The 21,538-nt window shown below is 70.0% G+C and carries 19 protein-coding genes; 5 read left to right on the plus strand and 14 right to left on the minus strand.

Features of this window, described 5'->3' with window-relative positions:
- Positions 1-6: 6 nt before the first annotated feature.
- The 10 genes from AC07FN_RS08630 to AC07FN_RS08675 form a co-directional block, all read right to left on the minus strand.
- Complete coding sequence (locus AC07FN_RS08630) at positions 7-1,191, minus strand: cytochrome P450 (protein WP_478395063.1); 1,185 nt, start codon at positions 1,189-1,191, stop codon at positions 7-9.
- On the minus strand, positions 1,188-2,027 hold the full coding sequence (locus AC07FN_RS08635) for an SAM-dependent methyltransferase (RefSeq protein ID WP_478395064.1): 840 nt from the start codon (positions 2,025-2,027) through the stop codon (positions 1,188-1,190). Before AC07FN_RS08635 ends, AC07FN_RS08630 begins: the two co-directional genes overlap by 4 nt.
- 328 nt (positions 2,028-2,355) lie before the next feature.
- Positions 2,356-3,159: an SAM-dependent methyltransferase gene (locus tag AC07FN_RS08640; RefSeq protein WP_478395065.1), complete on the minus strand. Its 804-nt coding sequence runs from the start codon at positions 3,157-3,159 to the stop codon at positions 2,356-2,358.
- Positions 3,156-4,562, minus strand: coding sequence for an NAD(P)/FAD-dependent oxidoreductase (locus AC07FN_RS08645; RefSeq protein WP_478395066.1), 1,407 nt, complete (start codon positions 4,560-4,562; stop codon positions 3,156-3,158). Before AC07FN_RS08645 ends, AC07FN_RS08640 begins: the two co-directional genes overlap by 4 nt.
- Positions 4,559-5,821, minus strand: a complete 1,263-nt coding sequence (locus AC07FN_RS08650) for an FAD-dependent oxidoreductase (protein WP_478395067.1) — start codon at positions 5,819-5,821, stop codon at positions 4,559-4,561. The genes AC07FN_RS08645 and AC07FN_RS08650 overlap by 4 nt, the downstream gene beginning before the upstream one ends.
- Positions 5,814-7,499 (minus strand): prenyltransferase/squalene oxidase repeat-containing protein, encoded by a 1,686-nt coding sequence (locus AC07FN_RS08655; RefSeq protein ID WP_478395068.1) that lies wholly within the window; start codon positions 7,497-7,499, stop codon positions 5,814-5,816. Before AC07FN_RS08655 ends, AC07FN_RS08650 begins: the two co-directional genes overlap by 8 nt.
- A complete protein-coding gene (locus tag AC07FN_RS08660; protein WP_478395069.1) occupies positions 7,496-8,536 on the minus strand; it encodes a polyprenyl synthetase family protein in 1,041 nt (346 codons plus the stop codon). The genes AC07FN_RS08655 and AC07FN_RS08660 overlap by 4 nt, the downstream gene beginning before the upstream one ends.
- 43 nt (positions 8,537-8,579) lie before the next feature.
- On the minus strand, positions 8,580-9,629 hold the full coding sequence (locus AC07FN_RS08665; RefSeq protein WP_478395070.1) for a prenyltransferase: 1,050 nt from the start codon (positions 9,627-9,629) through the stop codon (positions 8,580-8,582).
- A 28-nt stretch (positions 9,630-9,657) separates the two neighbouring features.
- Positions 9,658-9,795, minus strand: coding sequence for a hypothetical protein (locus AC07FN_RS08670; RefSeq protein ID WP_478395071.1), 138 nt, complete (start codon positions 9,793-9,795; stop codon positions 9,658-9,660).
- Positions 9,796-10,232: 437 nt separating this feature from the next.
- A complete protein-coding gene (locus AC07FN_RS08675; protein ID WP_478395072.1) occupies positions 10,233-10,856 on the minus strand; it encodes a TetR/AcrR family transcriptional regulator in 624 nt (207 codons plus the stop codon).
- 333 nt (positions 10,857-11,189) lie between these two features.
- On the opposite strand from AC07FN_RS08675, the gene AC07FN_RS08680 reads away from it, so the two are divergent.
- From AC07FN_RS08680 to AC07FN_RS08690, 3 genes are all read left to right on the plus strand, one after another.
- Positions 11,190-13,052, plus strand: a complete 1,863-nt coding sequence (locus AC07FN_RS08680) for an alkyl/aryl-sulfatase (protein WP_478395073.1) — start codon at positions 11,190-11,192, stop codon at positions 13,050-13,052.
- Between the two features lie 527 nt (positions 13,053-13,579).
- Entirely contained in the window at positions 13,580-13,876 is a 297-nt protein-coding gene (locus AC07FN_RS08685) for a hypothetical protein (RefSeq protein WP_478395074.1), read from the plus strand.
- Between the two features lie 369 nt (positions 13,877-14,245).
- Entirely contained in the window at positions 14,246-14,800 is a 555-nt protein-coding gene (locus tag AC07FN_RS08690) for a hypothetical protein (RefSeq protein WP_478395075.1), read from the plus strand.
- 159 nt (positions 14,801-14,959) lie between these two features.
- Here the strand turns inward: AC07FN_RS08690 and AC07FN_RS08695 are convergent, their stop codons facing one another.
- Together AC07FN_RS08695 and AC07FN_RS08700 are read right to left on the minus strand one after the other, a co-directional pair.
- A complete protein-coding gene (locus AC07FN_RS08695; protein ID WP_478395076.1) occupies positions 14,960-15,538 on the minus strand; it encodes a VanZ family protein in 579 nt (192 codons plus the stop codon).
- A 69-nt stretch (positions 15,539-15,607) separates the two neighbouring features.
- Positions 15,608-16,837, minus strand: coding sequence for a serine hydrolase domain-containing protein (locus AC07FN_RS08700; RefSeq protein ID WP_478395077.1), 1,230 nt, complete (start codon positions 16,835-16,837; stop codon positions 15,608-15,610).
- A 139-nt stretch (positions 16,838-16,976) separates the two neighbouring features.
- Here AC07FN_RS08700 and AC07FN_RS08705 point away from each other — a divergent pair, with 139 nt between their 5' ends.
- Both AC07FN_RS08705 and AC07FN_RS08710 read left to right on the plus strand, forming a co-directional pair.
- Positions 16,977-17,144, plus strand: a complete 168-nt coding sequence (locus tag AC07FN_RS08705; protein ID WP_478395078.1) for a hypothetical protein — start codon at positions 16,977-16,979, stop codon at positions 17,142-17,144.
- A gap of 346 nt (positions 17,145-17,490) precedes the next feature.
- A complete protein-coding gene (locus AC07FN_RS08710) occupies positions 17,491-19,005 on the plus strand; it encodes a sugar transferase (RefSeq protein WP_478395079.1) in 1,515 nt (504 codons plus the stop codon).
- Between the two features lie 15 nt (positions 19,006-19,020).
- Here the strand turns inward: AC07FN_RS08710 and AC07FN_RS08715 are convergent, their stop codons facing one another.
- Positions 19,021-20,163: a glycosyltransferase gene (locus tag AC07FN_RS08715; protein ID WP_478395080.1), complete on the minus strand. Its 1,143-nt coding sequence runs from the start codon at positions 20,161-20,163 to the stop codon at positions 19,021-19,023.
- Between the two features lie 2 nt (positions 20,164-20,165).
- The gene (locus tag AC07FN_RS08720; RefSeq protein WP_478395081.1) at positions 20,166-21,467 is read right to left on the minus strand and encodes an O-antigen ligase family protein; all 1,302 of its coding nucleotides are present in this window, start codon (positions 21,465-21,467) and stop codon (positions 20,166-20,168) included.
- Between the last annotated feature and the right edge of the window lie 71 nt (positions 21,468-21,538).

The raw sequence follows: 21,538 nt of genomic DNA on the forward strand, positions 1-21,538 counted from the left end.
CCCGTTTCACCACGCCACCGGCAGGGCGCGCACGCCGTGCACCAGGGACCGCGGCAGGTACTCGATCTCGTCGAACGGCACGTCCAACCGCAGCGCGGGGAACCGCTTCAGCAGCGCCGGGAAGGCGATCTGCATCTCCAGCCTCGCCAGCGGCGCGCCGAGACAGTGGTGGATGCCGTGGCCGAAAGCCATGTGCGCGCCGGGAACGCGCCCGATGTCGAACTCGTCGGAGCGCTCGTGAGCCGCGTCGTCCCGGTTGGCCGAGCCCAGCGAGACGAGCACGAACTCCCCAGCGCGGATGAGCTGCCCACCAACGGTGGTGTCTTCCTTCGCCTGCCGCATCGCCGCGTTGTTGACGACCGTCAGGATCCGCAGCAGTTCTTCCACCGCGCGGTCGACCGCGGTCCCGTCGCCCGTGGCGTCGCGCAGCCGGGCGAGCTGTTCCGGATGGCGCAGGAGCAGCAACGTGCCCAGCCCGAGCATGTTGGCCGTGGTTTCGTAGCCCGCGCCGAGCAGGAAGACGCCGATACCGGCGAGCTCGGTATCGGAGAGCTCCTCGCCGTGCTCGGCGACGAGCCGCCCGAGCAGGTCGTCGGTGGGATGGGCGCGCTTGTCGACGACGAGCCGCGCCATGTACTCGGTCGACTCGGCCCACAACGCGGCGGCGTGTTCCTCGCCCATTGCCAGGTCCACCTGCGCGGCGGTGCGCCGCTGGAACTCGGCGCGGTCCGCGTACGGCACGCCGAGGAGTTCGCAGACCACCAGGGAAGGCACCGGTAGCGCGAACGAGCGCACGAAGTCGGTCGGCGAGCCAGCTCGCGCCATCTCGTCGAGCTGGGCGGCGACGATCGACTCCACCATCGGCCGCAGCTGGTTCATCCGCCGAACGGTGAAGTTCCCTGCCAGCATGCGCCGGAGCCGGGTGTGCTCCGGCGGGTCGTAGAACAGCAGCACCCCGGGGCCGGGCGGCGCGACCTGGTCGTCGCCCGCGCCCGGCCGCATCAGCCGGGACGCGTCGACGCTGCTGAGCCGCTCGTCGGTGAGGACGTGGCGGGCATCGGCGTGCCGGGCGACGAACCACGCCGGTGTTCCGCTGGGCAGCTCGATGCGGGAGACCGGATCGTCCTCCCGGAGCCGCCGGAACTCCTCGCCCACGTCGAACGGGCAGAACCGCTGCTCGGCCGCGGTCATGCCGACACCGCCTTGCGCGCGGTGAGCACGACGTAGCCGGTGTGCTCTTGGGCGTGTTCGACGATCAGCGGTATCGCCTGCTGGACCTGCTCGGCGATCCGCTCGCCTTGCACCGAATCCACCGCGGGCCGGTAGGAGCCGATCGCGGCCAGGATCGCCTCGCCGGAGCGCCGGGTCTGCTCGGTGATGTCGAGGACCTCGGTCACCTCGAACCCGGCCTCGCGCACCAGGCCGGTCATCTCGTCCAGGGGCGGTGGCACGTGGTTGGGCAGCACGTCGACCGCCGCGTCCGGCACCGTGCCTGGCGGCAGCGGCTTGGTCTCGAAGAAGTCGGCGATGACCAGGATCCCGCCGGGCCGCAACACCCGGTGCTCCTCGGCCAAGGCGCGCTTCTTGTCCGGCATGTGCAGCAGGGATTCCAGGGCCAGGACGGCGTCGAACTCGTCGTCGGCGAACGGCATACTCATTGCGTCGGCGAACTGGAAACGCACCCGGTCGGCGACCCCGGCGGCAGCGGCGCGCTGGTCGGCCGCCTCGATCTGGCGCTCGGCGATGGTGATGCCGGTGATGCCGCAGCCGAGGGCTTCCGCGAGCAGCGTGGCGGGGCGGCCGGTCCCGCAGCCGACGTCGAGCAGCCGGTGCTCGGGGCCGAGCGCCAGCTTCTCCCCGAGCAGCGCGGTCAACCGGTCCTGGGCGTCGGTCAGCGATGGCGAATCGATGCCATCGGGCCAGTACCCGTAGTGGATGCTCTCACCGAGCACGGCGGAGAAGAACTCCTCCAGCTGGTCGTAGAACATCGCGACTTCGTCCGCGGTGAACGTGCTCTGGTCGGTCAAGTCGGTTCTTCCTTCCAATTTGAGGTTTTTCCAACCTCGTTTTGCGTGGCGGTGCGGGTAGCGGCCCCCCTGCGGGAGTTACAGAGGCTCCCTGGACTGTGGATGCCCTGACTTATGTATGCCCAATACACGGCGTCAGGGCCGTCCTCGCCGAGGGAACCCCGGAGGGGTGGGCACCGTGAACCCGCGGCGGTGCCGGTTGCGAGGGTGGGCTATGCGCCTGCGGCGCATGCGACAGCCCATCGACGTGCAGCTTTGCGACCCGCGGCTGCGGGCCGATCAGGATGAAAAACGCTCATTCCTTGGCCCCGCTGAGGCAGTGGTGTTTTCAGCTTCTGCGGAGGGTGAGAACCGCGTAGCCGGTGTGCTCTTGGGCGTGTTCGACGATCAGCGGGATGGCCCGCTGGACCTGCTCCGCGATCCGGGCGTCCCGGATGGAGTCCAATGTGGATCGCTGCGCGCGCACCGCGGCGAGCAGCTCCGCGTAGGTCGGCCGGGTGGCTTCGGTGATGTCGAGGACGTCGATCACCTCGAATCCCGCAGTCCGGATCCGGTCGGTCAGCTCGTCCAGCGGCGGCGGTGGGTTGAACGGGAGGCCGCCCGGTGGCGCCGACGCCTTCGACACCTCGAAGAAGTCGGCGACGACGAAGCGCCCACCCGGTCGCAGCACGCGCCGCACCTCGGCCAGGGCACGCTTCAGGTCGGGCATGTGCAGCAGCGATTCCAGCGCCATCGCGGCGTCGAATTCGCCGTCGGCATAAGGCATTTCCATCGCGTTGACGAGCTCGAAGCCGACCTTGCCCGCGATCCCGGCCGTGCGCTCCCGCGCGGTCTCGACCTGCCGTTGGCTGATGGTGATCCCGGTGATCGCGCAACCCGAGGACTGGGCGAGCAGCGTGGCGGGGCGGCCGGTTCCGCAGCCGACGTCGAGCAGCCGGTGTTCGGGGCGCAGCGCGAGGCGGTCGCCGAGGAGGTGGGTCAGCCGGTCCTGGGCCTCGGTGAACGAGCCACCGGCACCGCCGGGCCAGTAGCCGTAGTGGATGCTCTCGCCGAGCCAGGAGGAGAGGAACTTCTCCAGGCCGTCGTAGAACTGCGCGACTTCGTCCTCGGTGAACGCCATCTGATCGGTCAAGCCTTGCCTCCTTCGGGCGGGTCCTGCGGTGCCAACACGGCTCGTTCGGCAGGGGTGAACGGCGGGTCGCCGTGGTCCGGGCGGGCGCCGCCGCGGAGCAAGCCCCGGACTACCCGGGGGATGACCAGCGGAGACGGCACTCCGGAGAGCGTGTGGCCCTGCAACAGCGCGTCGAAGACGGCCGGGTCCTCGGCGGCGACCCGTTGCAGGCGGTCGGTCAGCCGTTTCTGCACGAACAAGGCGCGGCTGGGCCCGCCGCCGACCACGTCCGGGTAGAGCCGGTCCTGGCTGGTCGCCATCATCCAGGACGCCTGCGCGGCGGCGGCGATCTCGCGCTGGATGCGGCGGCAGCTCCCCGGGCGCAGCCGATGTCGGTGCAGCCCCCGGTGCAGGGCAACGGCTTCGCCGGCCGCCACCGACATGCCGTGCCCGTAGGTCGGGTTCGTCGTCGCCACCGCGTCGCCGATCACCAGGAAGCCGTCCGGCCACCGGCGGAGCCGGTCGAAGCGGCGACGGCGGTTGGCGTTGTTGCGGTAACCGCGGGCGCGGCCAAGCGGCTCGGCGGCGGCGATGAGCTCGCTGATGACCCGGTGCGGCAACGCCCGGGCGAACCGCTCGAAACCCGCGTCGTCCACCGGAGGTTCCGCGCCCCTGGTGCCGGAAAGGGTCACCAACCACTGGTCGCCCTCGATGGGGAAGATCACCCCAGCCCGGCCGGGACGACCGTTGCCGGGTTCGGCCTGGATCGAGACGTTGGGGAAGTCCGCGGGTGCACCGGGCGGCACGCGGTAGAGGCGGGTGGCGTAGGCGAGTCCGGGATCGACCAGCTCCTCGCGCACCTCCGGTAGTCCCAGCAGCCGCAGCCACTCCGGGGCCTTCGAACCGCGCCCGGTCGCGTCGACGACGAGGTCCGCTTCGAGCAGCCGCGGCTGCCCGGACGCCCGGTCCCGCACCAGCACCCCGGCCACCCGCGCACCGTCGCCGCACAGCCGCAACGCGGTGGTGTCCTCCTCCACCCGGATCCGGCCGTCGCCGAGCACCCGCTTGCGGACGACCCAGTCCAGCAGGGCCCTGCTGCAGGACAGCGCGAAGCGCGTCTCGCGGAACCGCGGCATCCAGCCCTGCGCGGTCAGCGACACCACGTCGCGGGGCAGCCCGAGCCGGCGCGCGCCGTGCCCGAACAGCTCGTCGACGACGCCGGGCAGCAGCGCGTCCAGCCGCCGGACCCCGCCGGTCAGCAGCAGATGCCCGTGCTGCGCCTGCGGAACGCCCTTGCGGACGACCGGGCCGTCGGGGTACCGGTCGCGCTCGACCACGACGACCGAATCCAGGTGCCGGGCGAGCACGGACGCCGCCAGCACACCAGCCAGGCCACCGCCCAGCACCACTGCTCGTCCGTTCACGCCCAAGCCGGGGTCCTTCCCGCTCGCGGATCTGGCAGCCCGAGCTGGTGCATGCGGTCCAGCACGGTGAACGGGCGGATGCCCAGCCCGGCCATGTTGTAGGTCGCCACGTAGCGCAAGCGGCTGTTCCGGCTGGTGTGGCGCAGCATCCGGCGGCCGATCACCTTGCCCGCCCACGACGTGTCGGTGATCATCCGGGTCGCATCGTGGCTCATCCGGTCGATGTGGCGGACCCAACCGGCGCGCGCCTTCTGGTAGCTCGCCAACGCCGTGTCCACCGCGGACTTCTGCAGCGGGCCGTCGCCGACCAGCCCGGCCAGGGCGTGCGCGTCGGCTATGGCGGTGTTCATGCCCTGCGCGGCCATCGGGTGCACGGCGTGCGCCGACTCGCCGACCATGGCCAGTCCGGGCACCGACATCCTGGATGCCGTGAACCGCCACAGCTTCAGCAACTGCCGGGTGTCGAGACTCGCCCGCAACGTTTCGAGCAGCGGCCGGAGCGACGGCGCATCGGCCGCCAGCCCGTCGCACCACGCAGTCAGCTCGTCCTTCTTGATGCCGCGCAGTTCGTCCGCACCCACCTGCACGTAGAGCCGAATCCGGTTGCCGGGCAACGGGTAGAGCAGCCGCAGGCCGCGGTCGGTGAGGTAGGCGGACACCTCGCTGGGCAGCTCCGGTCCGCCGGAGAGCTCGAAGGACGCCAACCGGTGGGCGTATTCGACGGGGTCGGTGGTGATCCCGGCCAGCTTGCGCAGCCGGGAGGACAGGCCGTCGGCGGCGACGACCAGCGGTGCGCGCACCTCGTAGGTCCGGTCGCCTTCGGCGACCACGACCCCGTCCACCCGCCCGCTCGCATCCCGGCTCAGGTCCTTGACCAGCGCACCGCGCCGCCACTCGACGTCGTCGGCGAGGCCGTCCGCGAGCACGCCGAGAATTTCCGGGTAGTCGTGGCTGAGCAGGTGGTGGCCTTGACCGGCGAGCGCGGCGTAGTCGAAGACCATCACCTCGCGGCCGTCGGCTTCGCGGATCACCAGCCGGTCCAACTGCACCGCGCCGCGGTCCCGCAACTCGGGCAGCACGCCCCATTCCCGCAGGATGCGGATCGAACTCGGTTGCAGCACTTCGCCTTTGGGGATCGCCACCGGCTGCCGCTGCTTCTCCGACAACAGCACCCGCAAGCCCCGCGCGCCGAGCGCGTGCGCGGCCGCCAGGCCGCCGACACCGGCCCCGGCGACCACGACGTCGTAGGACTCAGCCATTGCTCACCTCCCGATACGCCGCGAGCGCACCGATCGCCAACCCCTGCGCGATCAGCGGATCCGAGTAGTGCACGTAGTCCCGGATGTAGATGCAGGTCTGGCCCGGCTCCCACCGGCCGTCCGGCTGCTGGGCGGCGACCAGCCACTCGGCGCCGCGCCGCGCCGCTTCGCGCTCGCCGCAGGCCACCAGCGCGCGGGTCGCGTGCCCGGTCTCGTCCGGGGTGCCGTCCTGATCACCGCGCCCGGTGGTCCACGAACCGTCGTCGAGCTGCGCGGCCAGCAGCCAGTCCCGGGCCTTGGTCGCGACCGGATGCCCGCGCATGCCGAGCTCGGTCAGCGCGTGCACCACGGCGGCGGTGGCGGGCACGCCGCCGCGATGCCACCTGGCCTCGAACGACCCGTCAGGCGCCTGGTGCCGCTTCAGCCAGCGCAGGGCGCGGCGGATCGGCGGGTCCGAAGTGGCGACGCCGACGCCGTGCAGGATCTCGATCGCCAGCGCGGTGATGAACGGGCACGGACCGTCCAGCGGCACCAGGGTGTTCCGCACGAAAGTGCTCCACGAGCCACGCTTGTCCTGCTGCGCGATCAGCCACGCGATGCCGCGCCGCATGATCCGCTCGGTGTCCGGATCGAGTTCTGCGCCGGCCACCAGGATCCGCAGCACCAGAACGGTTTCCAGTGCGTTCGGCCAGCCCTTGCGGCCGGTCCAGGCCCACGCGCCCGCCGGGCTCGCGTACACCTCGGACGGTTCGAGCTGCTGGCACCCGGCCAGCCAACTGCGGGCCCGGAGCAGCCGCGGATCGGCGGAGTGGCCCGCCTGCGCCAGCCCGTGGACGCTGAAGGCCATGCCGGTGACTTCCACCCGTTCGGCCTCGACGCCGTGGATCAGGTGCCAGGAACCGCCGGGCTGTGCCGTCATCCGCAGGTACTCCACCGAACGCCGGGCCGGCTCCGGGGCGGCGCCGGCCCGGGTCAGCGCCGTGCACACCAGGCCGGTGAGCCATGGATCACCGCCATAGGAACCGACGCGGCCTTCCTGCTGGTCGAACGCCTCCAGCAGTCGTGCCGCGACCGGTCGGGCGAGCCGGTCGACGGCCCGGGTCAGCGGATTGTGCTTGCGCTGCCGGGATTGCATGAACGACAGGGCCAGGAACGGCGGGGTCAGGTAGGACAGCAGCCGCCTGCGCAGCGCGGCGGGCAGCAGGATCAGCTCGATCGGAACCCGTCGCAACCGGTTCGCGTCCTGCAGGCCGGCGATGGACAGCACCAGGCCGCACAGCTGGCCCATCATCGGGTCGTCGAGTCCCGCCACGCCGCCCCGCCTGTCGATCCAGTCGCGTGCGCGGGAGACGCTGTCCGCGCCGTCCGGCCCCGCCGCCAGGTGCAACGCCGCCGTGGCCATCGCGGTCGCGACGAAGTCGCTGGGGAAGCCTTCGAGGGTGCCCCAGCCGCCGTCGGGGTTCTGCACCCGCAGCAGCCACGAGACGCCGTCGGCGATCAGCTCCGCCGACCGATCGGCGTCGGCGAAGTGCAGGGCCAGGACCGCGCCGGCGGCACCGGAGACCGCAGCGCGGCGCGGATTCGGCCAGGAGCCGATGCCCGCCGCGCCGAGCAGAACCTGTTCGGCGGCGTGGATCGCCTGTTCCACCCGGTCCGTTGTGGATAGTTCTCTGGTCACCGCGTCCTTCCGATCAGCGTGTTCGCCAGTGCCTCGAAGGACTTTCGGACGGTGTCGGGCATGTCCAGCGAGTCCAGGCACTCGCCAACCCCGGTGAGGTGCCTCGCCGCCTCCTGCTCGGCGAACTTCCGGCCACCGGCCTCTTCGACGAGCTCGGCGGCCAGCCGGAGCCCGGCGTCGTCGCGCAGGCCCTCGGTGAGCAGCGGCGCCAGCCGCGCTCCAGCGGGCGTGTCGGTGGTCAGCGCGGCGATGACCGGCAAGGTCTTCTTGCCCTCGCGCAGGTCTCCGAAGACCGGCTTCCCGGTGACCGCCGGATCACCCCAGATGCCCAGCACGTCGTCGGTGCATTGGAAGGCCAAGCCGAGGTGGCGGCCGAGGACGTCGAAGGTCCGCACGGCGCTGGGCGGAGCCTCGGCGAGTTGCGCGCCGCCCGCGGCGGCGAAGGCCAGCAACGCGCCGGTCTTCGCCTCGGCCATCGCCTGGTACTCGTCGAGCAGCACCGCCTGCGGGCCCGACCAGGGGCGGCCGGCGAACTCGATGTCCTGCACCTGCCCGATCACGATCTCGCGCATCGCGACCGCGAGCCGCTCCGCGACCGCCGCCGCGTTCGGCTGGCCGGTGCCGAGCAGTAGCTCGAACGCGGCGGCGTGCAGCGCGTCGCCGATCAGGATCGCCGCCGGCACGCCGTGGGCCTTCCACACCGAAGGCCGGCCGCGCCGCTGCTCATCGCCGTCGATGATGTCGTCGTGGATCAGGCTGAAGTTGTGCACCAGCTCGGCGGCGGCCGCGGCCGGCAGCGCGGCCGAAGGCGGGGCGCCGACGGCCTCCGCGGCGAGGATCGCCATGGTCGGCCGGATCGCCTTGCCCGCGGTGTAGGGCTCGTCGGCCTGCCAGCCGAAGTGGTAGGACCCGATCGCGGCCAGCGACGGGTCCAGCGCTTCGATGATGTTGCGCAGCAGCGGTTCGGTGAGTCCGCGTGCCCGGTTGGTCGCGCTCGCGATCAGGTCGTGATCGGCGGTGACCGGAGACGTCGTCATGGTCGACCTCGCTCCTCGTGGTTGGGCAGGTTCGGGTGGGGTCTCACCCAGCTGGACTCGGCGTGCTGGCGCGGTTGGTCTGCGCTGCGCGGACCAGCCAGGCGCCGAAGATCAGGAAGGTCGCGCCGACCACCGCCAGCCACGGCTGCCACAGCCGTCCACCGTGGACCCCCAGGTCCACGAGGAGACCGACGATGATCGACGAGGAGGTCAGCGGCATGTGCATCGACGCCCAGAACGTCACCGCGTTGGCCCGCCGCGGCTCGGCGAGCGCACCCGTGGTCAGCTGCCGGGTCACCCAGATCGGCACCGGAGCGGTGGCCAGCATCAACAGCCCCGCCGACACCGGGATCACGCCGGTGACCAGCAGCAGCGCGATCGCCGCGTACCCGACGAGCTGGCCGACCGCGAACAGCCGGACCAGCCCGGCCGCGCCGAGCAGCACCGCGAGGGTGCGCTTGCCGGTGGCCCGGTCCCCTTCGATGTCGGAGAGGTTCATGATGGCCATCCGCAGGAACTGGAACACGAACAGCACGCCGACGTAGCCCAGCCCGGCGGTGTCGATCGTCCCGGCCTGCACGACGCACGCCAGCAGCGGTCCCAGCCCGTACAGCACCAGCGCGCAGCTGACCTCGCCCAGGCCGTGGTAGTTCAGCCGCAGCGGGGGAGCGGTGTAGAGCCAGGCCAGCGCGATGATCGTCGTTGCCACCAGCCGGGTCTCCAGGCTCGGCAGCAGCGCGAGCAGCAGCACCCCGACGAACAGCAGCACGAACGCCGCACCGAGGCTCACCTCGGGCCGCAGGTGTCCGCCGACCAGGATCCGGCTGCCGCCGGTCCAGGACGTGGGTGCGGCGTTGGCGCGGTCGGCCTCCAGGTCGAAGTACTCGTTGCAGTAGTGCGTCATCAGGTGCGTGCACCACGCGAACAGCAGGGTCACCAGGTACCAGCCGAGGCTCGCCTGGTGGCCGCTGTGAACGGCGATCGTGACGCCAGCGGCGACCACCAGCATGCTCTGGAAGAGGAACTTCGGGCGCCCCAGGCGCACGAACGCCAGCAGCGGACGCGGCGCGGTCTCAAGTGGGTTCGATGTCATCGGGTACGGGCCCTCCCGCCGAGGCCGATCAGAGGTTTCCGCGCCGGGCCTGCTCGCGCTCGACCGCCTCGAACAGGACCTTGACCGGGAACGAATCGAGCGACCCGGGTGCCGCGGCGGTGGCGTCGAGGGCAGTGCTTTCGAGTAAGTCTTCGGAAGGCAACACGTTTGGCGAAGTCCCCTTTCCGGCCGTCGGTCGGGTCAGCGGCAGGAAGCCTCTACCACCGGAACAGGGCTCGACAATCCTTTCACCGCAGCGTGAAAGGTATCCGCGGAAACCGTATTAAAAATCACAAAACGCCGGCTCCGTGCGCGCGGAGCTCTCATGCGGTCCGCGAGTGCGCACTCCCGGCGTCGTGCCCGACCACAATGGACGTGTCAACTCCTCGTTTCGCGTTGGCCGGCCGGGATTTGGAACGGCCTTGAGTGAAACGTCGCGGTCGGTGTGACGAAGGGGCGTTCACGATGTGGATCTCGGGTGATCGTCCCGACGGGCGCCGTCTCGACTTTCGGCAATCTTGGGAGGATGGGTTTCGCGGGTGCGGAACGGGGTCGCGTTCGAGCGCCGAGGAGGAAGGAAACGCCGGTATCGAAGGCGATCCGCTACGTGGTGGTCCTGGCGGTGAGCAGGCCCTCGGCGGCGTCGACCAGTCCGGTCGCCCACTGTTCGTGGTGATCGTCGCCGCTGGGCTCTCCGGCGCGTTCGTGGTCGGCGATGGTGTGCAGCACGAGGTGTTGGAGCATGCGCAGGCGGGCCTGCACGGTCGACTCCGGCAGGTGCGACAGGCAGCGGCGCAATCCGCTCCACACCAGTCGCAGGCTTGTCGCGGTCTCCCAGTTCCATGACGGCTGGCAACGGGGGTCGGCGGCGAACTGCGCCAGGAAGCGTGCGTAGTAGCTCTCGGGCTCGGCGACGCTGGCGGCGAGAGGGAACACGAAGGCTTCCAGCAGTGAGCGCAATTCGCTGTTGCGCCCATCGACGTGCAGTGTGGCGAGGTGGTGCATGCGTCGCTCGTTGATCTTGTTCATGCGGTAGTCGAAGATCGCTTCGATCAGTGCGGCCTTGTCGCCGAAGTGGTACTGGGCGGCGGAGGTGTTGCGCTGGCCGGCGGCGGCGCCGACTTCGCGCAGTGACACCTCGCCGATGCCCCGCTGTGCGAAGAGCCGCTCGGCAGCGATGATCAGCCGCTCGCGCGTGCCTCGCTCCGGCGTGATCGAGCTGTCCATGCAGTCCTCCCGGCTCTCCGGTCTTGGTCCCGTTGTCGCAGGGTCTTGTGTAATTAAAGCAGCTAACTTACTGTTTGGATCGTAAAAATTACAGTAGATCAGGATTCGATTCGTCCCCCGATCTGGTCACTGGCTGGACCGCTGGGCGGGTCCTGCACTTCCGGGTCCTGGTGAACCTGCCCGTCGACCTGGTGTCGTCGCCGGAGGGGGCAACGAGCGATGGACCAGATCTCGGACTCCTGAACGTTCCCGTCTCGTCGCGTTGCCCGAGGTAGGACACCCGCCCCCTGCTTTAGCGCCCACATCCTCATCGTCTGCTGGAGGAAAGCTGCCATGGCTTCGAAGTCTGAGCTGGACCGCGATGACACCGCCGACATGCACGATGCTGTTCGGGGTCTGGTCGGGCGTCTTGAGCCCGGGATCATCCGCGACGCAGCGGGGCGCGTGGTGTGGGACAACGAGCGGTGGTCGTTCCTGGGGGCGGATTGCCCGGAGACCGCGAATCCGAGTCTGTGGCGGCAGGGCCGGCTCAATGCGGTGGATGGGCTCTTCGAAGTGGTGCCGGGTGTGTACCAGGTCCGCGGTTTCGACGTCTCCAACATGACCTTGGTGGAGGGGGAGCAGGGGGTCGTGGTCATCGATCCGCTGATCAGCGAGGAGTGCGCGGCTGCTGGTCTGGAGCTCTACCGCGGGCATCGCGGCCACCGGGCGGTGACCGGTGTGGTCTACACGCACAGCCACACCGACCACTTCGGTGGGGTGGGTGGGGTGGTGGACGAGGCTGATGTCTCTGCGGGCAGGGTTCCGGTGATCGCGCCTGCGGGCTTCATGGAGCACGCGGTCAGCGAGAACATCTTCGCCGGGCCGGCGATGCTGGCTCGGGCGCGCTACATGTACGGCAGCCACTTGGTGGCGGGACCGGACGGGGCGATCGGTTTCGGTCTCGGTCAGGGGACTTCGACCGGTCGGGTCGGTCTGATCGCGCCGACCGAGGTGGTCGACCGGACTGGTGCGGAGCTGGTGGTCGACGAGGTTCGGATGGTCTTCCAGCTCACCCCGGGAACCGAGGCGCCGAGCGAGATGAACTTCCTGCTGCCCGAGCAGCGGGTGCTGCTGGTGGCCGAGAACGCCAGCCACACATTGCACAACGTGTTGACGCTGCGCGGCGCCGAAGTTCGGGATGCACGTGCGTGGGCGGGATACCTGACCGAGACCATCCAGCTCTTCGCCGACCGGGCGGAGGTCCTGGTGGGCTCGCACCACTGGCCGACCTGGGGGCGTGCGGAGCTGACCAGGTTTCTGTCCGAACAACGCGACGCCTACGCCTACCTGCACGACCAGACCGTGCGGTTGATGAACCGCGGGCTGACCGGTGCCGAAATCGCCGAAGAGCTGCAGGAATTCCCGCCGTCGCTGGCCGGTGCCTGGCACGCGCGCGGCTACTACGGTTCGCTCAGCCACAACAGCAAGGCCGTCTACCAGCGGTACATGGGATGGTTCGACGGCAATCCGGCCCATCTGTGGCAGCTGCCGCCGGTCGAAGCCGCGAAGCGGTACGTGGATTTCATGGGTGGCGCGGACCGCGTGGTCGAGAAGGCCTGGGAAGCCTTCGAATCCGGTGACTTGAGGTGGGTCGCGGAGGTGGTGAATCACGTGCTGTTCGCCGAACCCGACCACGCCGAGGCCAGGGAGTTGCAGGCCGCGACATTCGAGCGGCTCGGGTACGGGGCGGAGAACGGCACGTGGCGCAACTTCTACCTCTCCGGCGCGCGGGAGCTGCGCCAGCCCGCTGCGGAGCGGCGCACCACCACGGGCGGGGTCAGCCGGGCGATGGTTCCGGCGTTGTCCATCGAACAGCTCTTCCAGTCCTGGGCGGTGCGTCTGGACGGACCTACCGCTGCGGCGCACCGCATGCAGCTGCGTTGGGAGTTCGCGGAACCGGCGGAAGTGTGGACGCTGCAGCTGGCCAACGGTGTGCTCACGCCGATGCGAGGAGAGGCCGCTGGTGATGATCGGCCGAACGCGGTGCTGCGGCTCGAGCGCGCGGTGTTCGACCGGATCATGTCCGGCCGGACGGCCTTCCCGGACGCGATCGCGGCCGGCGAGGTGACCGTCGAGGGCGACGTCGAAGCGTTGACCACGCTGCTCGGACTTTTGGAGGAACCCGCACGCGCTTTCCCCATCGCACTGCCCTGAGCATGCTGTCGACTGCGCGGCCAGGCACGCAGTTGGCCCAGTCCTGAGCGCTGTCTTCGAACGGTCCGATCCAGGAAGGTGACGCCATCCTGGTAGGACTCGTGGGTCTCTTGTGGAGTGTGGGGCCGGGGCCGCGGTCCTCGTTGCGCTCTCCGTCCGCCTGCTGGCACTGCGCTTTCACTGGCGTACCGCCACCGCCGTCTGTCCGGGTCGGGGCCCGTCCTCCGTCGCCGCCGAGTGTGTCCGCATGGGCGTCGGCCGGTCCGGGCAGGTGTGACGGTGGTTGGCCGTACGGACAGGGCAAGAAGGATGGATGTTCGGGCAGCGTTCCGTGCTGCGAATGGCTTTCGCCCTGGTGCACGTGAAATCTTCACCGTCAGTTGCGGTCGCCGGGCAGTGCGGGCCTGCGCATCCGTCAAGCCATGGGGGAGTCGAAGCCGGTGCTGCTGCGTCATCGACATCGGCACCGATCAATCCCAGTCGGCACAACGGTTGGTGCGGCACTCCCGCTTGCCCGCGAAAGAACGATGACGGCCGATGAGGACGCGTCGTGCGTCTCGATCCGGCGGGAGCGCAACTGCATGATGGTCAACGGGAGGATTCTGGTGAAGAAGTTCGCAATCGGCGCCGTTCTCGGGCTCAGTGTGCTGGCGGCCACCGCAACGCCCGCAGCAGCGGAAGGCTGGACCTACACGGGGCATTGGTACTACACCGAGGGCCAGTGCGAGCAGGCCTGGGAAGACATGACCGGAGGGGGCCCGAACCTGCCGCACGAGTGCCGGCACAACAACGGCGTGTACGAGTTGTGGACGTACAGCCTGTGACGACCCGGCAGTAGTCGTGAGATTCGGCGAGGCCCTCTTCGGCGACGAACCGAGGGACTCGCCGAATTACGTTGGGGCAGCGCGTTCTTGCAACGCCACCGGCTGAGCTTCCTGTGCCGAGCCCGACCAGACGCCACTGTGGACGGTCCGCGCTGATCTCGATGACAGCGCAACTGATCTGCGGATTTCTTCTTGCGGGAACTGGGTTCCGGGACCGCCGTTGGTATCGAGGGGATAACGGTTGGCTGGAACTCTGAACCGCCACCGGGTGGGCCGCATCTGAACAACAGCCGCACCGGAAGCTGGAACCGACTCCTCCGGCGCGCCGGGCGGCACGCGGCACTGCACCCAAGAGGAGACACACCGACCATGACCTACGCCCCCACCACCGCGCCTGCGCACGCGCCGAAGCGACCGGTGACGCTGCTCATCCTGCAGATCTTCGCCGGGCTGTCCGGACTGCTGCCGATCGCCGCCGGGATCCTGAACTTCGCCGGTGGCCGCCAGCTGGCCGAGGACGAGCTGGTCAACAACATCGACCGCATCGAGCCCGGCCTGTTGGACGAAGCGGGACTCAGCGACGACGCGTTCGTCGAGCTGATGCGCAGCACCGGCCAGTGGGACGGCTTCGTCGCCGAGTTCCAGGGCGCCATGGCGACCTGGGCGAGCATCGAGATCGGCTTCGGTGTCCTGGTGCTGGTGTGGACGATCTTCGCCCGTACGATCTGGGCCCGGGTGCTGCTCACCGTGTTCTCGGTGCTCGCCTTCATCGTCCACTTCGCCGCCATCGGCACCTCGGCCATGGGATCGGACACGGTCGGCGGGACGCTCATGGCCGCTTGGCCCTGCTGCCTGCTGGCGCTCGTGTTCTGCTGGCTCCCGCCGATCAACCGCTACGCCAAGGCGGTGAAGCCGGCTCGCTGATCGCGGCCGCGGTCAGCGGAGATCGAGGCCCGTCGGGAAACCGGCGGGCCTCGCCGCCCGACGACCGGTGACCGTCGCGATGGCGTGGAACAGCAGAAGGCCGAACTCGCCGGAGCCGTCTCGCGGCTGACTGCCGCTGACCGGCGTGCCGCGGGCGGCTCAGCGTCCCGGTACCGCCGCCGATCGAGGACGGTCTGACGGCGCTGCGGCCGTAGCTCGCCACCAGCGGCGCGACGCCAGCGCGGCCAGCCCGGCGCCGGCGGCGTTGAGCAGTACGTCGTCCACAGAGGACACCCGGTCCAGCTGCAGGACGTACTGCGTGGTCTCGACCAGGACCGAGCAGGCAGCCGCGAGCGCCAGGATCCGCGGTACTGACGCCAGCGCCGCGAACCGCAACGGGGCGAAGAACCCGAGCGCCGCGAACACCAGCAGGTTGCCGACGATCTGGAACGTCGCCCCGCCGCCGTCGAGGGGCGTGAGCAGATCCCGCAGCGGGACCAGGCTCATCCGACCGGGGACTTCGCCGGCCCCGCTGCCCGGCAACATGGTCATCCACACCCACGGCACCGTCCCGTAGACGATGCCGACATCGGCCAGCGACGTCCGCCACCTCGACGGGCTGGTCGGCGCTCTGACGGTGGCCAGAACCCACACCGCCAGCGCTGCCAACGGCAGTGCGACCACCGTGATGACCGCTATGCCGGTGAACGTGCTCACCCAGAGCCACCCCTTGAGCATGTTTCCTCCGATCGCGGTTCCTTCGATGTCCCAACAGCGGTCGGCGCCGGCCCAGCCGAAGGCCGCGCGTCAGCCGCCGCCAGGTGGGTCGATCGCCACGCCGGTGATGGCCTTGATCTCCTGCAGGCAGATGTCTTGTACCGGCACTTCGTCGTAGTTGCTGAGGACGACGCCGACCCAACCGGTGTCCGGGTAGATGTTCCAGTTGACGCTGCTGCCGCCGGTGCCGCCGCCGCGCCCGATCACCCACTGGTCGCCGATGATCGAGACCGGCATCGTGTACGCCTCGTACGACGTGGGGCCGTGGCCGGGGAGCTTGGGGCCGGCGAACAAGTCGGCGTGGGGTCGGTCCAGCACCGTGCCGTCGCGCAGCGCGTTCGCGAACCGAACCAGGTCCGGCGCGGTGGCGAAGCCGTCGCCCGAGGCGTAGCCGATGAAGCCACGGGCCGGGTTCCGGGTGCCCTTGTCCAGGTTGTGAACGGCGTCCACCCGGCTACCGTCCGCCTGGAGCATGTACGAGTGCGCGATGTGCTCGTCGGTGAGCCACTGCTGCCTGGTGTAGAAAGCCGAACCGGTCATGCCGCAGCGCCCGAAGACGTGCTGGTGCACGTAGTCCCAGAACGTCGTGCCGGTCACGGCCTCCACGATCTGCGCGGCGATGGCCAGGCTGGCGCCGCCGCCGGGCCGGTGGCCGTTGTCGCCCGAGCCGGGGACGGCCACCAGCTGCGCCTGCCGGGTCCACTGCTGGTGGTACTCGTGCACCTCCTCCTTGCTGTGGAAGACGCGTTGCCAGTCCGGCATCGGGGCGTCCAGCCCGGAGAGGGGGGTGAGCAGGTGGTGGATGGTCACCTGCTCGGCGATCTCCCTGGCGAAGCCCGTCAGGTGGGTGCCCACCGTGTCCGACAGCGCCACCTTGCCCTGCTGCACCAACTGCAGGATGGCCACCGACAAGAACGGCTGGCTGCCCGAGGAGAGATTGACCGCGACGCCCTCGTGGTTGCGGATCCCCTTCTCCTCGTCGGCCATGCCGTAGCTGCGCGACAGCACCGTCCGGCCCCGGTACGACAGCAGCACCACGCCGGAGAACTTGTCCTCCGCGGCCAGTTCCGCCACGTACCGGTCGTAGGCCCCGCCGGGCTGGGTGTCCGGCGGGATCCGGTCGCGCCCCGATGGCTCCGGTGCGGCGGAGGCGGTGCCGGCGTGGCCGAACCCGGCGCCCACCAGCGGCGCGCCGGCCGCCAACCCGCCCCATCCGAGCAGCCGCCGCCGGTCGATGCCACGTGCGGAATCCGAGTCCACGATCACGGTCCTCCCCGATCGACGAACCGACCCATGCGCCACCCGTGTGCGGATGCGCTGTGGTCCATGCCCTCACTGAAGAGGCACGACTGTTGCGGCGGCGTATGCGATTTTCGATACGCCCGCGATACACCCGACCGTGATACGCGGCGAGGCTCCCGGCGACCCGGCCGTGACCGCGCTGGCGGGGGAGATCATCGGGGTGTCCATAGGCGCCAACGTGACCAGCCTGATGTTCCCGGACGGCACGCTGATCCCGGAGTACCGGGCCTACGTCGACCGCCTCCTCCGGCACGTCGCCGACTGAACGGCCCGTCCCAAGGCTCGTCTTGAGCGGCAATGTGAGTGACGGTCCCGGTAGGAGTGACGGCCGCCGCCTGGGCTCCGTCCGCCGCAATTTCCATTGAAATCGAAGGTTCGATTTCAATGGAAATTGCGGATCCGGGTCCGGCAGGGCGGCTGCGACGATGGGCACGCCAGCGCGGAGCGGGTCGTCGATGAGTCCGACGAAGCCGCAGCACGACGCTCTTCCAGTCCGCACGGCCGTTCACCTCTCGTCGGGGAACGTGTAACGGATTCGTGATGGCCCCGATAGCTCTGACGTCCGATCGCCTCCGCCGCGCGGACGTTTCTGCCAACTGGAGAGGGGTCCGATGCAGGAGCCGATGCGCGCACCGATGTCATTGCCGGACGGGGTGGGGTCGGCCGGATTCGTCCGGGCTCCGCGGTTGAATGCGACGGCGCCCCCGGTCCACCCGATCCCCGAACTTCCCGCGATGGTGTGGGAACGGCGATACCGACTCGCCGTGATCGCCAGCGACGCCATCGCAACGGCGATGACTTCGGCAGCCGGGGCGGTCTGGGTGGCAGTGCTGGACATCGCGGTGCTGCCTCCGCCGGTGCTGGCGTTGCTCACCGCGGTGGCCGTGTTGTGGGCCCTGGGCGGTTCCTGGAACGTCAGGGTCCTGGGGCAAGGGCACGAGGAGTACCGGCGCCTGGGGCGAGGGATCTTCTCCGCCGGCGTCGTCCTGGCGGTCGCGGGGCTTGTGGTGCCGCCGTTGGACGTGCGGCCGTGGGTTCTCGGTGTCCTACCAGCGCTTGCGCTTCTGGTGCTGGCGCAGCGGTACGTGCTGCGCCGCTACTTGCACAGCGCCCGCAGCGACGGCAGGTGCCTGCTACCGGTGATCGCGGCGGGCAGTACGCGCACGCTGCGCGACCTCATCGCCCGCACCCGCCAGCAGCCGCATGTCGGATGGCAGATCCAAGCGCTGTGCCTTCGTCCCGAGCCCGGTGAGGGACTGATCTGCGAGGTGGACGGCGTTCCGGTGATCGGTGATGTCGACGAGCTCGCAGAGCACGTCCGGCGCGGCGGGTACCGGGTGGTCGCCATCACCGCCGATTCCTACTGGACGCCACGTCGCCTGCAGGAACTGGCGTGGAAGATCGAGGACACCTCCGCCGAGATGGTCGTCGCCCCGGTGCTGATGGAGATCGCCGGTCCCCGGCTGCACGTGTCGTCGGTGCTGGGGATGCCGATGCTGAAGGTGAGCGAACCCTCCTTCACCGGTGGGCGCCGGGTCGTGAAGGCTCTCGCCGACCGGGTGAGCGCGCTGCTCCTGCTGGGCCTGATCGGGCCGGCGATGCTGGTGATCGCCCTGGCCGTCAAGTTGTCCGATGGTGGGCCGGTGATCTACCGGCAGCGCCGGACCGGGCGAGGCGGCACCACGTTCACGATGCTGAAGTTCCGCACGATGGTGGTGGGCGCGGACGCAATGCGAACCGCGCTGCGCCCGGCCAACGATGCGGAAGGGCCGTTGTTCAAACTGCGCCGCGATCCGAGGGTGACCAAGGTCGGTGGACTGCTGCGCCGGTACTCGCTCGACGAGCTGCCGCAGCTGTTCAACGTCCTCGCCGGGCACATGTCGCTGGTCGGCCCGAGGCCGCCACTGCCGGAGGAGACCGAGACCTACGACTACGAGGTGGGGCGCCGCTTGCTGGTCAAGCCGGGGCTCACCGGGCTCTGGCAGGTCAGTGGCCGCAGCGACCTGTCGTGGGCCGAAAGCGTCCGGCTCGACCTGCGGTACGTGGAGAACTGGTCGCTGGCGATGGACGCCGTGATCCTCTGGAAGACCGTGCGCGCGGTGCTGACCAAGCAGGGCGCGTACTGACGGCCGTCGGCTCCCTCAGCGGCAGCGGGCGACATCGGTTGCGATCGCGGCGATGTCGTCGCGGTAGCGCTGGGGTGAGAACAACTCCTGGGCGTGCTCGCGAGCCTGCGCCGCGGTGTCGAGAGTTCCTTGCCATTCGGCAAGCGCATCGCTGATCGCTTCGGCGAGCGCATCGGGGTCGTCGGCGGGCACGACGCGGCCGTAGCGCCCCTGCGCGACGGTCTCGGGCAAGCCCTGCACATCGGTCACGATCACCGGGGTTCCGGCCAGCTGCGCCTCCACAGCGGTGTTGCCGAAAGGCTCGAACCGCGACGGGACCAGCGCGATGTCGGCGTCCCGGTAGGCATCCCACACGTCCGCGCGGAAACCGCGGATGGCGACCATCCCGGCCAGGCCGTGACGCCGCACGAGGTCCTCCAGTTGCCGCTCGTACCACTCGTAGCCGGTGAACGCGGACCCCAGCAATTCGAGGACCACGTCGTGCCCATCGGCGCGCAAGCGGGCGATCGAGCGCACCGCGACGTCGGTGCCCTTGCGCGGTGACAGTCGACCGACCAGCACGATCCGGACCGGATCGGGTCGCTCGCCGCCACGGGCCGCGGCATGCACCGGCCCGGCAACACCGTTGTAGACCAAGCGGATCCGGCGACGCAGCCAGGGCAGCGGTCGCGTGATCGCGCGAGCCGTGGCCTCGCTGTTCACCACGACCGAGGCAGCGCACAGCAGGGGAGCGGCGAGCGCGGTCCTGACCAGGCGTGGTGCGCTGTCCTCAGCCTCGTGCACGTGGGCGATAACCGATCGCCGGGTCGAGCGGGCGAGCAGGAGCCACAACGGCACGGTCACGGTGTTGACGTACACGACGTCGGGGCGGGTCCGTCGCAGCAAGCGCAAAGTCGGTGCCACCGCTCGCAGGGCTTCCAGCAGTAGCCGCAGGAACCCGGCCGGGCGCAACGCCGCCTTCCGCAGCACCGGGGTCGGGCACAGGACCACGTCCGCGCCCCGGTCGCGCAGGCGGTCGGCGAGCGGCCCGCGCTCCGGCAGCGCGACCACCACCCGCCAGCCCGCCTCGGTCAACGCGATGACCGATTCCAGGAATATGCGGTCGGATCCGTACAGCTCGGCATCGGGATGGACCATCAGCGCGGTTCGTCGGGCCAAGGTCACTCCAGCTCTTCGACGGGGATGTGGGACGGCGGCATCGAGGCCGAGTTCCGCGTGCTCGCCATGCTCGTCCACGCGGCTAGCAGGAAAAGCCAGACGCAGGCGACGTTGGCCGGAGCGCCGAGCCCTTCGGTGAACATCGAGTTGGCGAGCAAGCCCGACAACGTCGCGAGGATCAGGATGCGATCCAGTCGCGGCTCGGGCCGGAGGTTCCGCAGCGCGACCGCAGCGGTGAAGATGCAGCCGAGCAGCACGAGCCACACCACCGCGCCGAGCAGTCCGGCGTCGACGAGCAGGTTCACCAGCCCGTTGTGCCCGCCGCCCAACCCGATCTCGTCGAGGAACAAACCCTGCGAGGCGGTGAGACCGTGGCCGTACAGCGGGCGTTCGAGGAACGCGTCGAGCGCGTAAGCCCACAGGTCCGTTCGCGAGTTCAAAGACGCGAGCCGCTCGGCGGACTCACCGCGGACGAAGAAGGCCTCGACAAACGGCCCCGCGGCGAGCCACGCGGTGATCAGGAAGAGCGCCAACGCCACCGCGATCTCCAGCCGCCGGCGGCCGCGCCATCGCAATCCCGCGATCACCAGGCAACCCACGATCGCCCCGAAAGCGGCCCCCCGGGTGTTGCTCCCGATCAACCCGGCGGCGCAGATCGCCAGCAGCACGAGGTAGACGGGCAACGGCCAGTGCGGGCCGGGCCGGGCCAACCGGTGGCCGAAGGCGTACGCCACCAGGATCACCACCGCGAGCGCGAGGAACTGGCCCGCGTCCACCGGATGCAGGTGCAGCCAGGTGAACCTGTCGGGCTGCGAGGGAAGCCGGGGGAACGGCACGACCACGCCGAAGACGACCGAGGCGCTGACCAGGACCGCGAAAGCGTGCGCGATGCGGTGCAACGCATCCCGGGCGCAATGGCGGGCGATCGAACGGCTCAGCGCCAGCACGACCACGACCTGGCAGGCCCGCACGAGGGCGAGTTCGCGGTACGGCGAGTACAGCGCCGAAAGCACCAGGACCGCCGCGTAGGCATAGGCCGAACAGGTGATCCAGTCGGCGCGCCGCACCTGGGACGTGGGGCGGAAGCGCAGGAACAGGAAGCACGCCACGGCCGCGTAGACGGCGATTTCCGCCAGCACGAACAGGTCCGGCGAGCCGGACACCGACTGGTCGTCGGAGCGAACGCGGAACTTGTATTCGCTGGCCACGATCAGTGCGAGCACGCACACGACGGGCCAGCGCTCGGCGTCGAAGGCCCGGCGACGCGCGACGCCGTAGCGGCGGCGAAGGGCATTCCAGCTCACGGCCGGTCCTCGGATCAGGTGGGTTCGGGCGCGAATGCGCCGAAGACGGGTTGCGGAATCGGTGTAACGAC

It is taken from the genome of Saccharopolyspora sp. NPDC045941 (assembly GCF_056431445.1).